Origin of the sequence: uncultured Porphyromonas sp., assembly GCF_947254915.1 — a bacterium.
Taxonomy (GTDB): Bacteria; Bacteroidota; Bacteroidia; order Bacteroidales; family Porphyromonadaceae; genus Porphyromonas.
In genome coordinates, this window is the sequence record NZ_CAMYEZ010000047.1 from 1 (window position 1) to 14,121 (window position 14,121).

The 14,121-nt window shown below is 54.4% G+C and carries 11 protein-coding genes and 1 pseudogene; 3 read left to right on the forward strand and 9 right to left on the reverse strand.

Features of this window, described 5'->3' with window-relative positions:
* The first annotated feature begins 271 nt into the window (after positions 1–271).
* From Q0X57_RS04200 to Q0X57_RS04210, 3 genes are all read left to right on the forward strand, one after another.
* Positions 272–1,369 carry a chorismate mutase gene (locus tag Q0X57_RS04200; RefSeq protein WP_297728105.1) on the forward strand — a complete coding sequence of 366 codons (1,098 nt, stop codon included), beginning with the start codon at positions 272–274 and terminating at the stop codon, positions 1,367–1,369.
* A 23-nt stretch (positions 1,370–1,392) separates the two neighbouring features.
* Complete coding sequence (locus Q0X57_RS04205; protein ID WP_297728108.1) at positions 1,393–1,773, forward strand: 2-amino-4-hydroxy-6-hydroxymethyldihydropteridine diphosphokinase; 381 nt, start codon at positions 1,393–1,395, stop codon at positions 1,771–1,773.
* Positions 1,774–1,882: 109 nt separating this feature from the next.
* A complete protein-coding gene (locus Q0X57_RS04210; RefSeq protein ID WP_297728111.1) occupies positions 1,883–4,081 on the forward strand; it encodes a TGS domain-containing protein in 2,199 nt (732 codons plus the stop codon).
* A 357-nt stretch (positions 4,082–4,438) separates the two neighbouring features.
* Here the strand turns inward: Q0X57_RS04210 and rplI are convergent, their stop codons facing one another.
* The 9 genes and pseudogenes from rplI to Q0X57_RS04255 form a co-directional block, all read right to left on the reverse strand.
* Positions 4,439–5,005: a 50S ribosomal protein L9 gene (gene rplI, locus Q0X57_RS04215; RefSeq protein WP_297728114.1), complete on the reverse strand. Its 567-nt coding sequence runs from the start codon at positions 5,003–5,005 to the stop codon at positions 4,439–4,441.
* A 25-nt stretch (positions 5,006–5,030) separates the two neighbouring features.
* Positions 5,031–5,297, reverse strand: a complete 267-nt coding sequence (rpsR, locus tag Q0X57_RS04220) for a 30S ribosomal protein S18 (RefSeq protein ID WP_025883177.1) — start codon at positions 5,295–5,297, stop codon at positions 5,031–5,033.
* Between the two features lie 3 nt (positions 5,298–5,300).
* A complete protein-coding gene (rpsF, locus tag Q0X57_RS04225; RefSeq protein ID WP_007364715.1) occupies positions 5,301–5,648 on the reverse strand; it encodes a 30S ribosomal protein S6 in 348 nt (115 codons plus the stop codon).
* 113 nt (positions 5,649–5,761) lie between these two features.
* On the reverse strand, positions 5,762–9,070 hold the full coding sequence (locus Q0X57_RS04230) for an exodeoxyribonuclease V subunit beta (protein ID WP_297728117.1): 3,309 nt from the start codon (positions 9,068–9,070) through the stop codon (positions 5,762–5,764).
* Positions 9,071–9,074: 4 nt separating this feature from the next.
* The gene (locus Q0X57_RS04235; protein ID WP_297728120.1) at positions 9,075–10,040 is read right to left on the reverse strand and encodes a hypothetical protein; all 966 of its coding nucleotides are present in this window, start codon (positions 10,038–10,040) and stop codon (positions 9,075–9,077) included.
* A gap of 21 nt (positions 10,041–10,061) precedes the next feature.
* Complete coding sequence (gene pdxA, locus Q0X57_RS04240) at positions 10,062–11,135, reverse strand: 4-hydroxythreonine-4-phosphate dehydrogenase PdxA (protein WP_297728122.1); 1,074 nt, start codon at positions 11,133–11,135, stop codon at positions 10,062–10,064.
* Positions 11,136–11,142: 7 nt separating this feature from the next.
* Positions 11,143–12,195 (reverse strand): DUF4837 family protein, encoded by a 1,053-nt coding sequence (locus Q0X57_RS04245; protein WP_297728125.1) that lies wholly within the window; start codon positions 12,193–12,195, stop codon positions 11,143–11,145.
* A 26-nt stretch (positions 12,196–12,221) separates the two neighbouring features.
* Complete coding sequence (locus tag Q0X57_RS04250; protein ID WP_297728128.1) at positions 12,222–13,133, reverse strand: DNA-binding protein; 912 nt, start codon at positions 13,131–13,133, stop codon at positions 12,222–12,224.
* Between the two features lie 154 nt (positions 13,134–13,287).
* Positions 13,288–14,121 (reverse strand): annotated as a pseudogene (locus Q0X57_RS04255) (lipopolysaccharide biosynthesis protein); the annotation flags it as partial.

Here is a 14,121-nt window from a genome sequence, read left to right on the forward strand (position 1 = left end):
GCACAGATCGTGCGTCCCTACAAAGGGTTAGTCGTCTTGCTGTACTACAACGGACGCACAGATCGTGCGTCCCTACAAAGGGTTAGTCGTCTTGCTGTACTACAACGGACGCACAGATCGTGCGTCCCTACAAAGGGTTAGTCGTCTTGCTGTACTACAACGGACACCCCTCCCGCCAGACACTATATTAATAATGTATCCGATCCAAGTGCCTCTAGTCGGAATAGTTTTAATATCTTTGTAGCGTATAAACGAGTATACAACCTTAGATATGGATGATTCGTCCGCCCATAGTACCCTTGAGGAGCCTCCAGCGAGTCAGCTGCTGGTAGCGGGTCCCTGCAGTGCAGAGAGTCGCGAGCAACTGCTTGAGATCGCTCAAGGACTAAAGGCGCAAGGTGTCACGCACTTCCGGGCTGCCTTGTGGAAGCCACGTACCCGTCCGGGATCCTTCGAGGGTGTCGGAGTGGAGGGGCTTGCTTGGCTCCAAGAGGTGCAGGCCTCTACGGGACTCAAGGTGGGTACCGAGGTGTGTCTGCCCGAGCAGGTCGAGGCGGTACGCACTGCGGGCGTTGACTTCGTATGGATCGGTGCTCGTACGGTGAGCAATCCCTTTATGGTAGAGGCGATTGCCGAGCAACTAGAGGGAGCCACGCAGACCGTTTTGGTCAAGAACCCTATCAGTCCCGACGCCCCTCTATGGATGGGCGCCATAGAGCGTATCAAGAGCCGAGGAGTTGCCGAGGTGATGGCGATCCTGAGAGGCTGTACGCCTGTCTACACCAAGCAACTACGCAATAGTCCTCACTGGGAGATGATAGCCCAGCTGCGTGCGCTCTATCATAAGCGTTATGGCGTGGGGGGACACCTGCCCATATTACTTGATCCAAGTCACATAGCGGGGCGAGCTGATCTCCTAGAGGCGGTCTGCCGTACGGGGATGCTCTATCCGATCGATGGCTTTATGATTGAGTGCCACTGCGACCCCGAGCACGCTTGGACAGATGCGCGTCAGCAGATCACGCCCGAGCAATTGCACCAGTTGCTCAAGTCGCTGCAACATCCTAGCAGTGACCACGATGCGATGCTCCGCCCGATGCGCTATCAGCTACGGGACCTGGATGCGGCACTCGTGGAGCTACTGGCGGAGCGCTGCAAGCTCACGCAAACTATCGGACGCTATAAGACGGCGAACCATCTAGGCCTTTATCAAGCTGAGCAACGCGCAGCGGTAGAGGCTCACTATATAGAGCTGGCTACTCAGTATGGACTAGATCCGCACTGGGCGGCGCAGCTATACAACCTGATCCACGACTACTCCCTGCGAGGACAAGAAGCTGTGGACCCTGAAGATGACAATAACTTTTAGAAGCTAGACTACTATAATAAGCAATGAAAAACAAAGCGATCATCAGCATAGGCAGTAATGAGCATCGCACGGCCAACGTAAAGGAGGTTATGGAGATACTCACGAAGCACTTCCCCACGATACGCTTTTCGACGCCCCAGCTCACGGAGCCTATGGATATGCCCGAGGATGCTAAGGCTTTTCTCAATCTGATCGCGCTCTTTGAGACCGACTTAGATAGAGAGACTCTAGAGGCTAAGCTAAAGAAGCTCGAGACTAAGCTCGGACGTGACCACGATGACGATGAGGAGGGTATCATACCGATGGATCTAGACATCATCGAGTGGAACGATGAGGTCTACAAGCCACAGGATATGGTCCGCCCCTATGTCGTCGCCGGACTAGACGAGCTAGACGAGCTGTAGCCTTTGGCAACAAGGCTCTATTAAAGGACTAGTGCTACTAGTGCCACTAGTTTCACTAGAAGCACTAGTCCTCTCTAACTTCTAATCTCTAACTTCTAATCTCTAACCCATGCCTACCCATCACAGAGATGATCAGGAGCTCATGCGCTACCTCCTCCGGACAGCAGATCAGTTGGGGGTGGCGAGCTATGTGGCACCTTATCGGGAGCTACTCGAGCGACTCATCCGTGAGGGGCAGTATGGAGCTAATGCAGGAGAGGACGATCGGGAGACCTTTATGGAGCAAGCTGAGATGGCTCAGCTACTCTGCGATGAGATAGGGCTGGGAGTAGTCTCGATATCGGCGGTCCTACTGGAGCCTCCGTACATCCGCGGAGCTATCACAGCTCAAGAGGTTGAGGCGCTTTGTCCGCCTGGTACGCTCCCTCTCATAGAGCGTCTGGCGCAGACGCATGAATTGTACCATCGTTACGACCTTCGTCAGGCTGATCAGGGAGAGGAGTTTCTCCTGACCATCACCGAGGATATACGTGTCGTCTTGATACTCCTTGTGGAGTGTCTCAATAAGTTGGTCTACGCCAAGGAGCGCATGGACGAGAGTCGTAGGGTACTGCTAGCTCAGGTGGCGCAGGTACTCTTCGTACCGACAGCTCACCGTCTAGGGCTTTACAAGATCAAGAGCCAGATGGAGGACTTGATCTTTAAGTACACAGACCCTAAGCATTACTACGAGATCAAAGAGCTGATGGGGCAGACCATCGTGGCAAGACAAGCTTATATGGATGCTTTTGTTGCTCCTATCCAGAAGCGTCTCGAAGAACTTCCCCTTCGCTGGCCCTACACGATCAAGTCTAGGAGCAAAACTTTTACCTCCATCATGAACAAGATGCGCAACAAAGGGGTCGCTTTCGATGAGATCCACGACCTCTCCGCCATGCGCATCATCATCGACGCGCCACCCGAGGAGGAGTACGAGGCGTGCTGGCTCGTCTACTCGATCGTGACGGACCTCTACACGCCCAATACGAAGCGTCTCCGCGACTGGATCTCGCAGCCTAAGGCAAACGGCTATGAGTCTCTACAGATTACGGTGCAGGGACCTGAGGGCAAGAGCGTCGAGATACAGATCCGCACCACGCGTATGGACCGTATCGCCGAGAGTGGCATGGCTGCGCACTGGCGCTACAAGGGCGTCTCGGGAGAAGCTAGTCTAGACTCGCAACTCACCAGTATGCGTCAGGTGATCGAGGACTTGGCGGGTGATAAGGAGAAGGCGAATGCGCAGCTCTCTCTCCGAGTTGAGTCGAGAGATATCTTCGTCTTTACTCCGACGGGGCAGATGATTCGCCTGCCGAAGGGTGCTACGGTCCTGGACTTCGCCTTTGCCATACACTCCAATGTGGGGCTGATGGCGCAGAGTGCGCAGGTCAATGGCAAGCGCGCTAAGCTGAGAGATAAGCTGAAGAATGGCGATGTGGTCAACATTACCACGGCAAAGAACCAGCGCCCCTCCATAGACTGGCTCCAGTCGGTTACGACTCGCAAGGCGAAGAATAAGATCCGCCAAGCGATACGAGACCAGCAAGAGAGCGGACTGCAAGCGGGCAAGGAGCTCCTCGAGAGACGCTTTAAAAATAGACACCTTGTCTACCAAGAGTCTATCTTCACCTCCCTCTTACGCAAGATGGGGTACAAGGGGAATATGGACTTCTTCATAGACCTCTCTGAGGAGCGGGTCAATGTGCCTAACTTCCTCGATCAGTACGCTGCACTTAGTGCTGAGGCGGAGGCTCGCGCTGCCGAGAGTAGGCGTGTAGCTTCCACACCGACAGCGATTAAATCGCCAGAAGCTTCCGACGGACGAGAGATTGTGGTCTCCACGGCAGACTTCAAGGGGCTGGAGTACACGCTGGCCAATTGTTGCAACCCTAAGATGGGCGATGAGATCTTTGCCTATCCCTCTAAGTCGGGGCTGAAGATACATACTCGTAGTTGCCCGAATGCCATTGACATCTTAGGCCGTCACGGAGACCGTGTCTTGCCAGCTCGCTGGCGGGGCATGGAGAGCTCTGCGGTGGTTGCGACGCTCTACGTGACGGCGCTTCACGATGCGGTCACAATAGGACGCGTCATCTCTACGCTCCATCAAGCGGACGAGTGTAGCTTGATCAATGAAGAACAACAGCTTGACGGGGGGCTTTGGCACGGTACTTTTACCTTTAGAGAGGGGGAGCGCCAAACGCTCTTTGCCTTGCAGGCACAGCTACAGAGCATCAAAGGGGTACAACAGGTGCGCCTCCAGCAGTAGCGCACTAGACGCTTTTAACATCGCAAGCATATAAGCAGAGGCTGTTGCGAAAGTCAACAGTCTCACAATCTTGCAAGCAAGATTGTCTAGACTTTGTAGAAAGGATGAAGCGCAAGGCGCTGAGGGTGAGGCCTGAAGGGAGCATACCTCCGTATGTGACCGAAGCCGAATCCCGAAAGCAACACAGCGATTCGCCTTTATGCAACAGTCTCAAGCAGAGAGGGTCGCCACGTAGATGATACGTAGCGACCCTCTCTTAGATATTGTTGAGACTTATGAGGTAGTCTCAGGAGAGCCTAGATGAATGACTGTGGTGCTAGCGCAAGCTACGCCACTAGGTCAGAGCTCTCTAATATATTACTCAGCAGCCTCAGCTGTCTCCTCAGCCTGAGCCTCGGGAGCCTCTGTCTGCGCCTCGGCAGCAGCCTCAGGAGCTGGAGCAGGAGCTGGAGCTGGCGTCTCAGACTCGATGACGGCGTGATTCTCCGAGATGACGGTGAAGGTGATAGGCACGATCACCTCACGGTGTAGACGTACCTGAGCCTCGTAGTCGCCAACCTCCTTGACAGCTTTCTTGATCTGGATGATCTTGCGATCGATCTCGAAGCCCTTCTCAGCGAGTGCCTCAGCGAGCTGTATGTTGGTCACAGAGCCAAAGATGACACCATACTTAGATGTCTTAGCCTTGATCTCTAGGTGCATGCCATCGATCTTCTGACCGAGAGCCTGTGCCTCCTGCTTGATAGCCTCGAGCTTGTGAGCTCTCTGGCGCAGCTCCTCAGCGAGCATCTTCTTAGCGCTCTCGCTAGCGATGACAGCCTTCTTCTGAGGGATTAGGTAGTTGCGTCCGTAGCCATCCTTGACAGTTACGATATCATCCTTAAAGCCTAGGTTGATAATGTCTTCTTTCAGTATTACTTCCATTGTCTTATCGGTCTCTAGGTGATGATTACTTCATAAGATCCGTTACGAAGGGTAGCAGAGCTAGGTGACGAGCACGCTTGACAGCCTGAGCTACACGACGCTGGAACTTGAGGCTATTGCCTGTGATGCGACGAGGGAGGATCTTACCCTGATCATTGAGGAACTTCTTGAGGAACTCGGGGTCCTTGTAGTCCACAAACTTGATGCCAGCCTTCTTAAAGCGGCAGTACTTCTTCTGCTGTACCTCTCCGGGGAGTGGTCTGCTATAGCGACCTCTTCTTGTTCTTGCCATGGTTTACTTCTCTGCTACAGGGTTACTTTTCAGTGCGCGACGCTTCTCAGCATACGCATGATGGAACTTGTCCTGAGCGATTGTGATGTAGCGCAGGACCGTCTCGTCACGTCTCATAAGTGTCTCAAAGGGCTTGATCACTGAAGGCTCAGCGTCAAACTCTATGAAGTGATAGAATCCGGTAGACTTCTTCTCGATGGGATAGGCGAGCTTCTTGAGCCCCCAGTGCTCATCGTTCACAATCGTAGCACCTGCAGAGGTGAGATGTGATGTGAACTTATCTACCGCTTCCTTCATCTGAGCATCAGACAAAACGGGAGTTAAAATGAAAACGGTTTCGTAGTGGTTCATATATAGTTAGTAAAAATGCTATTGCCTGCAAAGGTACACATATTTATTGGATAAACAAGCGCACCGCATCTCGCAGTCCTTTGTGGGGAGACTGGTGGAGGGGCAATAGAGGGTCAGTCTACCTCGACGACTAGGTGCCCGTCGTCGGAGAGGTAGAGGAGGTAGGCGCGGACGGTCGTGAAGCCACTGGCTAGGAGCGCCTTGCGGTAGTTGCGTAGCTGGCGCTTGTGACGAGCGGTCTGATGCTGTGCCTCATCGCCACTCTTGTAGTCTATGATGACGGCTTGCTGCGCCCCCTCATCATACATGATGCGGTCGGGACGCTCTATGCGGGCTGTGCGTGTCTCGCTGCTGGTGTCTTGTGTGAAGCGAACGACGCTCCGCTCGTTGACCACCTGCCACTTGCTACTCGGCTGGTAGTACTCGGCTATCGCAGGGTCTGCGAGTGCGCCCTCGAGCTGCTTGGTGAGGGGGGCTAGCTGCTCCTTGGGGAGGAGCCCCTGGTGGCACTTGGCTTGGAGTATATCTTGTAGTTCGTCGTGCTCTAGGTAGTCGATCTCACTTAGCAAGGCATGGAGGAATAGTCCTCTGCGTACGGCATCTTGCTCCTGATAGGAGACGCTCTGGGAGCGACGCACGTGTAGCTGGGCTAGGTCGCTGGTCTGCTCTCTGCCAGAGATCCTGCGGGGCGCTGAGGCGGTGCTGGACTCTGTCGTAGGCTGAGTTTGCGGAGCTGTGGAGGGGTCTGTCTGAGTGTAAAAGGTGCACTGCAGGACTTCTCCAACTTTTTCCAAAGAAGTCGTGGCTTTGGAGCAGTGGAGGGGGATTTCTTTGGATCCGCAAAGGGCTGTACTGGAGGAGGTGTTATAGATCTTTTCGACTAGCTCGGAGATGACACTCTCGAAGTTGACACTCTTACCCGACTTCTCCTTCTTCTCACTGAGGATCAGGTGCATCTCGCTCTTGGCTCGTGTCATCGCTACGTAGAGTGTATTGATACGATCTAGGAGGGCTGCGCCCTCTTCGGCTGCGATCTTGTGGCGGAAGGAGGTGCTCAGCGTTTCTTTGGTAGAGGAGATGGGGAGTAGGGGAGGTATCTCAACATCCGTACCTAGTAGCTTGTGAAGCTCGTCCATCACCTCCTTGTCATCGCACCAGATGATGTCGTTGTGGTCTAGGAGCCTCCACTGGTACTCCAGGAGGCAGACGACGGGGAAGCCTAGCCCCTTGGCGGAGTGTATGGTGAGGAGCTGCAGTGCATCTTGCGTCTCTAGGCATAGTCTGGGGGTGTGGGTCTCTAGCCACTCGAGGAAGCCTTGCAGGTCCACGTAGTTGTCCTGGCTATAGTCCTGTACGGTGTCTAGGAGTGCATCTATGTAGGGCTGGTCGGCGGAGGTGATGAGGGGGCTCACGGCCTTGACGATCAGTAGTGTGAGTTCGTAGAGCGAGGCGCCCTGCCCCTCGCTGTAGCAACGTGTGAGATCTAGGGCGGGTAGGTCATGGATGCTACGCGCTAGCACGGCATAGTGCGCTGTGGCTAGTCGGTGCTCGAAGCTCTTGCTGTAGAGCTCCTCAGCGGCTCCTGCATTGACTAGTACGCTGTGCATGATCTCTACGATGAGTCGGTAGAGCGGGTTAGCATCCAGCGAGAGCATCTCACGAGATACGAAGGCGAGAGGCTCCTGACCAGATGGAACGCCTTGGTTGTACTGAATGATGGACTGAGCGATGCGCTGGAGTGTATCGTTCTTTGGCGTCAGGATGGCGATGTCGGAGAGCTTGTAGCCACGCTCTCGGAGGGAGGGGATGACGTGCTCGAGGAGGTAGTCGATCTTTGCTTGGAGCTGATCCTGTGGGCTAGCCTCCTGCCACTGATGGATGAAGACTCCGCCTACCTTGTTTATGTGCTGCTTGGGAACTTTTTGATAGACCTCTGAGGCGACGTAGATGTCCTTGATAAGATCGTAGCTTTCGGAAGACTTATCCAGCTTGAGCTGGGAGGCATCGGGTAGGAGAGAGAAGAAGCGGTTGTTGAAAGAGACAATCGCTGGAGCGCTACGCCAGTTGAACTCTAGGTTGTGTGTCTCCTCATACTCGGGGAAGTCATCGCTCAGGCTCTCCTGCAGGAGCATCGGGTCGCTATTGCGAAAGCGATAGATGCTCTGCTTGACATCTCCGACGATGAAGCTAGAGCCATCAGCGGCTAGAGCCTCATTGAGGAGCGGCTTGAAGTTTTCGTACTGAAAGCGACTGGTGTCCTGAAACTCATCGATCATGTGATGCTTGAGCTTGGTACCGATCCGCTCATAGATAAAAGCTGTGCTATGCTCCCTACCCACGAGGGTGCGAATGAGTTGCTTGGCGTTGTCTAGGAGCGTGATGTTTAGCTCCTCCGAGACCTTGCTGACATTGCTTTGTATCTCTCCGAGGAGCTGGAGGTCGTACCCCTTTCTGATGGCGGTCTGCAGGGTAAAGAGCTTTGTGTGGAGGGGCAGTATCTTGTAGAAGGCATCAAGCAGGGGGGAGTCCTCGAAGCCCTTTGTGTAGCGCTCATCAAGGGTCTCCTCAACGTTGAAGTGCCTCAGATACTTATCCCACGTGGTGGCGGTTATATAGGACTTTGTGTCACCGATGGTCGGCTGATCCTTCGTCGTGTCAGTCAGTCTAGCGAGTGGGGATTGCTGTCCGCCAGGGAACTTAGTGCCTGGGATGACTTGAGTTCGGAATGCGTCTACCTGCTTGCGGATCTCCTCCCGCACGATATCGATCTGCGCCTTGACCGCTTTCAAAAAGAGGGGATAGGTCTTAGGGTTGAGCAACTGTTTATTCTTGAAGGCTAGCTCCTGTATCTGCTCATTGTAGAGCTGCTTGGCGAAGAGGGTCAGGCCGTTTTTGAGAGCGTAGATTGACTTGTCAGCTTGGTCGGTCAGAAAGCGCTTGATCGCCTCTTGGGCTTCTAGGGATGGCTCGTCAAAGAGTCGCTCCACGGCTAGTCCTAGTATCTGATCGGTGGAGAGCTCGATGCGTGTCGTGGGGCGCTGCTTGAGCTCGATGGCTAGTGCATGGATGATGTCTTGGAAGAAGGAGTCGATCGTCTTGACTCGTAGTCCGTCATAGTCGAAGAGTATGGACTGGAGCGCCGTGCGTGCTTTGATGGATAGCTGATCGTCACTGTATTGCGTATTAAAGCTGTCGTAGAAAGGCGACTCTTGAGGCGCTACCGCCAATGTGGAGAGCTCCTTGAAGAATCGCTCCTTGAGCTCTCGGGTAGCTAGGTTGGTAAAGGTGACTGCCTGGACCTCCTGGTAACTACTCTCAGGATACTGCAGGACATGGCTCAGGAAAGCTTCCGTCATGGTGTGGGTCTTGCCCGCTCCTGCCGAAGCTTTGTAGATATGAAGCCGCTTGTTGCTCGTACTCATAGCACTATTGCGGAGACTCAGGCTGCTCCTTTCGCTGTATGTTGTCGCTGAGACCCTGGTAAAGCTTGCGGTACTCAGACTCTAGGTAGAGATGCACGCCTAGGGTAATCAGCGAGAGGACGACACCTGTCACGACTAGGTACCAAAGTTCCCATCGGAAGGCCAAAGTGAGGACGAGGAGCACCCAGCGGTTGTAGTTGCCGAGCAGACCTAGCGTGACGTCGACACCACGCTTGTACTGAGGCATCTGCTGGACAAACTGCGCTGGCACGCCTTCCTGATGCGCATGCCGATAGAGTAGCGACTGTAGCCGGTAGTGCCACGGGAGAAGAACTTCCCAGAGTGTGAGTAAGCGATAGAGCGCCCGTCTAGACCATTTGCCCTCGGGCTCCTTAGGACTGGTCGCCTGATAGCCTCGTCGGTATCGGTAGGCAAAGAGTGGAGCGTAGTGATGAGCCTCTAGCTGTGCAGACATACTGCGCTGGGAGTACCTGACGAAGTACTCGATGAGTAGCTGATAGAGGTAGAGGAGTATGACGATAAGCGCTGGGGCAACGTACCACCAGCCCGAGATGCCCGTAGCGCCTGCCTCCTCTGGCGGGTAGGTGCTGATGCGTATCGGCAAGGAGACGAGGAGCGCCAGCTGTATGACGATCGGCGTGGCTGTGTACCAGACGACAACCTGCTTGCTAGGCGCTGGAACCGTCTGTCTCAAGACGCGCTGTCGCTCTACTGAGTAGGCAGTTTCGTTGAGTATCAGAGCCAGCAGTATGACTACCGTACCAACGATACTGCTCCACAGAGAGATCGGGTCAAGCAGTGTGAAGGCTGCGACCAGCCCCATGAGCATCGCCAGCATAGACATGTAGTGAGCCTCGGCAAAGTCTGTACGCACCAGCACTTCGCGGGCTATGCGATCAGTCATGGGTCTTATCCCTTTGCGAGCTATGAGTCCATTGATGCGCTCCATATCCTTTGTCGCTCTTTGCATTTACTCGTTATCTCCTCGTTTGTTCTTGTAGAGCTTAGGTAGCACATTGCTACGCGCCTCATCGTCTGCCATGCGATGGCGGTAAAGGTCTATAGCCATGTAGATAGACTCCATAAGCGCCTGCTCATTGGCGATGCCCTGCATCACGATATCGTAGCCCGTGCCGTGGTCAGGCGAGGTACGTATGATAGGTAGTCCGGCCGTCACGTTGACCCCGTCGTGTAGGTGTAGTAGCTTGAAGGGGGCTAAGCCCTGATCGTGGTACATAGCCAAGACCGCATCGTACTGCTGATAAGCTCCCGAGCCCCAGAAGCCATCGGCCGAGAAAGGTCCAAAAGCATAGATCCCCATCTCCCGCTGCGCAATGGCGATAGACGGAGCGATGACCTCTAGCTCCTCGGAGCCGATCAGTCCGTTGTCTCCAGCGTGTGGGTTGAGTCCGAGGACCGCTATGCGAGGCGAAGAGATCAAGAAGTCACGTCGTAGCGCTTCGTCTAGGATCTCCAAAGTCTTGAGTACTCGTCTCTGAGTGATGACCTTGGGCACTTGGCTAATGGGGTCGTGCGTCGATACCAAAGCGACTCGCAGACCCGAAGGCGCAGCGAGGATCATCAGGGGTTCCTTGCCCTGTCCGCAAGCCACGCCTAGGTAGGCGGTGTGCCCTTTGTAGGGGAAGCGGTCTTGTGGCATAGCCGACTTATTGATCGGGCAGGTGACCAAGACATCTATCGCACCACGGTTAATGTCGCTCGTGGCTCTTTCTAAGGCAGCCAAGGCTGCGATGCCCGCAGGCTCAGTCACCTTGCCAGGCGTCACGTCAATCTCGTCACCCACCACGTCGATCACGTTGACCACGTCGGGCTCCGCCTCCTCCGCGTCAGTGATCAGATGCCACGACGCGCGCTCCATCTGTAGTGCCTTACTGTAGTACGCAGCGATACGTGGAGATCCATATATAATAGGTGTAAAGAGGTCGGTCACGCCATTGCGGTTGAAGAGCTTGAGCAGTAGCTCGTAGCTCGTTCCATTGATGTCGCCGTGGGTTATCCCGACCACAATTCTTCTGTCAGTCATAAATCGTTCAATAGGTTGTGTAAGCCGTCCAGCGTGCCTGTGCTACTTGCTCAGCGTCCCACAGCTCGACGGTGTCAGCTCTTACGGAGAAGAGCGCCGCCTCGACCTGTTGCATCACATCTCGCTTAGCTTCATTGGGATGGTAGACAAAAGCCTCAGCAACGACCAGCTCGTTACCCTGAGGAGTGACGAAAGCGTGCTGTACGAATGGTCCGCCCATAGATCCTCCGCCACGTAGCTCCCAAAGTCCACGCAGCTCAGTGCGTAAGGGCTGCCCCTCAATGGAGACCTGTCTTGTCATCAAGATATGAGGCGCCGTGACCGCATGACTTCCCTCGACAGGTCCAGGCACATTGACCGCCAGGACCGAGTCGCGCAGAGCCACGAGGTAAGGTGCTGTCAGAGCTTCGCCATGGTAAGGCACTTTGTAGAGGAGCATGTCGGTGCGCCGACGCATCGCATTGTTGGAGAGCCAGAGACAATTCTTGCCCACCTTGTAGGAGACGATGTCTTCGGGAGCGTTGAGATGGTAGCCGAGATGCTTTACCGCTAGCTGGTCAGCCGAGTGGCTAAAGTTCTTCACCAAGTTGCTCGCTTGTACCGCCAGCTCGTGGCGTACGAATAGGTTGAGCACAGCACGTCCACGATCTGCCATTAGGTAGCAGACCGAGTCTGGCGAGGGGCTCTGTATCGTCACCACAATCTGTCCATGCGCCCACTGGTCGTAAGCAAACTTGACGCTGTTCTGCGTATACCGTCCCGCATCAATGTCTACGATCAGGATGTTGCGCACATAGCGGAGGAAGGAGTCAAAGTCCTTCGGATCCACCGTCGTCACGTCCATCTGCTCCTCGATCTGTGGCATTGCGGGTACATAGCTTCGTAGCATCGCCTTGACAGCCGTGCCGACAGAGTCCGCCAGGTAGTCACGATCCATGACGAGCATCACCTCGTTTGGCTTACCACTAGCCTGAGTGAAGGTGTTCCCGCCACCATCCGAGCAACCACACACAGCCAGCAGTGCCACGAGGAGCGACGCAATCTGATATAAAGGTCTCATAAGTCTATCGCTTTATAGCGGGTAAATCACTCAGCACCGCCTTTGCGCTTGCTGTAGCTCTCTTGTCGCTCCTTGACCTCCTGATACTTGTCCTCAATACTCTTATTGTCGGGGTATTGCTCCCGCATCGTCTCTAGGAGGGGTAGCACGATCGGGAAGTTGTAGTATCTCGTTTTCAAGATATAATCCACGAGGAGTAGCAGACGGTGTATGGTGCCTGGCGAAGCAATGCCACTAGCGGTAAAGCCCTTCTCGTTTGACCCTTTACAAAAGACCACTTCGTCCGTCACGCTAAGCTCTTCGTCGGTCAGCGCATTAAATGGGAACCAGTAGTTTGTCTTCTCCTCATCAAAAGCCTCAATAAAGCCGTACTTCTTCATATTCTCCCGCATTTTGATCGTACCCGCAGGGCGCACTATCTGCAGATCTTCCTCGGGAATAGTTGCTCTATCCTCGCTCGCCTCTATCTCGTCTAGGATCTCGCTGAGGGTAGGCTTGTCGGCAGAGTTGCGAGGGTATCGGTTGGAGCTCGCCTTCTGTTGCTTAGCGGCGTGTGACTTGACCTGATTCTTGTTAGGGAGAGAGATACGGTCGCCAGGCTTGTATATGTAGGTTTTGTCCTTGTCTATAGAGCCCTCTAGAGGTGAGAGCAGGCTCTCTATCGCCTCCTCATCGGATAGTTTCCTCTCGTCACGCTCCTCAGAGAGTTCCTCCTCTTCGAGTGAGTCTCTCAGCGTGCTAGCGGATCGCTCTCTCTTGTGATACACCGTAAAGGACTCAATCAGCTCCTCACGGATGAAATGCTGGTCACCACGACGACTCTCGAGGACTATGTAGTCGCCACAGACCGCCTGGAAGGTACCTCGGAAGGTCCTATCCTTTGATACTATAAGAACACTCTGACCTGGTGTCAGCCAACTTGCGAAATCATTCATCATAATCGATATGTTTATTAGTCTGTAATTTGTATGCCACGGGTAAGTCAGTCTAGCTCGTACTCTCTCGTACTAGACCGCCCATGTGAATACACAAAGATAGTAAATTCTTTGACTCCTTTGCAACGTTGAGCAGACCCCGTTGCCCAGTTTAGCTTTACGAAGCTTTGTGGCGCAGGCGTCGCAGGAGCGGGGCAAAGGCTTTGCCCAGTTGCTCGCGCCAAGCGACATACCCTGTGAGCGCAACAAAGACTACGGAGCTGAGTAAGAGACGCATCCACATCGCAGGCATTGAGCCATAGATCCACAAGACGAGCCCCACGGCGATGGCGCCCACAGCGAGATAGCCAGCCGTAGCCCCTAGTCGGTACGGTACGGGGTAGTACTTGCGCCCGAGGAAGTAGGAGATGAGCACCAGCAGGAGGTTGCTCACCACCGAGGCGTAGGCACATGCCATAAAGCCCCAGTGCGGTGCTCCCCACACGATGATCGCCACCGTGAGCAGACAGCCCAGCGTGGAGATGATGCCACCCCAATAGGTGCGGTCGGTCAGCTTGTACCAGAGCGATAGATTGTAGTAGATACCGAAGAGCACCTCCCCGAGCATCACATAGGGTACGACCCGTAGTCCGTCATAGTAGGCGGGACTGATCAGCACCTTGAGCAGGTCAAGGTAGCACATCACCGCTACATAGATAAAGATCGCCGAGAGCAGGTAGTAGTGCATCGCCTTCGCATAGGTGATGCGACGCTCGCGCTCCGCCGCCGCCTCCTCGTCTGCCGTGAGCTCGCCTTCCTTGCCTCGCTGGAAGATAAATGGCTCGTAAGCAAAGCGGAAGGCTTGCGTAAACATGACGATGACGACCGCTATCTTGTACCCAGCGCTGTAGATGCCGAGCTGCGTATTGGCAAAGGTTTGATCTGCAAAGAGCAAGGGAAAGATGATCTTGTCCGCCATCTTGTTGAAGTTGCCCGCTATGCCGAGCAAGAC

Bases quoted from the DNA above. Each gene is read 5' to 3' on its own strand.
- Q0X57_RS04200 (WP_297728105.1), top strand. From the start codon at position 272: ATGGATGATTCGTCCGCCCATAGTACCCTTGAGGAGCCTCCAGCGAGT.
- Q0X57_RS04235 (WP_297728120.1), bottom strand. From the start codon at position 10,040: ATGGAGCGCATCAATGGACTCATAGCTCGCAAAGGGATAAGACCCATG.
- Q0X57_RS04245 (WP_297728125.1), bottom strand. From the start codon at position 12,195: ATGAGACCTTTATATCAGATTGCGTCGCTCCTCGTGGCACTGCTGGCT.
- Q0X57_RS04250 (WP_297728128.1), bottom strand. From the start codon at position 13,133: ATGATGAATGATTTCGCAAGTTGGCTGACACCAGGTCAGAGTGTTCTT.
- Q0X57_RS04230 (WP_297728117.1), bottom strand. From the start codon at position 9,070: ATGAGTACGAGCAACAAGCGGCTTCATATCTACAAAGCTTCGGCAGGA.
- rplI (WP_297728114.1), bottom strand. From the start codon at position 5,005: ATGGAAGTAATACTGAAAGAAGACATTATCAACCTAGGCTTTAAGGAT.
- rpsF (WP_007364715.1), bottom strand. From the start codon at position 5,648: ATGAACCACTACGAAACCGTTTTCATTTTAACTCCCGTTTTGTCTGAT.
- Q0X57_RS04205 (WP_297728108.1), top strand. From the start codon at position 1,393: ATGAAAAACAAAGCGATCATCAGCATAGGCAGTAATGAGCATCGCACG.
- pdxA (WP_297728122.1), bottom strand. From the start codon at position 11,135: ATGACTGACAGAAGAATTGTGGTCGGGATAACCCACGGCGACATCAAT.
- Q0X57_RS04210 (WP_297728111.1), top strand. From the start codon at position 1,883: ATGCCTACCCATCACAGAGATGATCAGGAGCTCATGCGCTACCTCCTC.
- rpsR (WP_025883177.1), bottom strand. From the start codon at position 5,297: ATGGCAAGAACAAGAAGAGGTCGCTATAGCAGACCACTCCCCGGAGAG.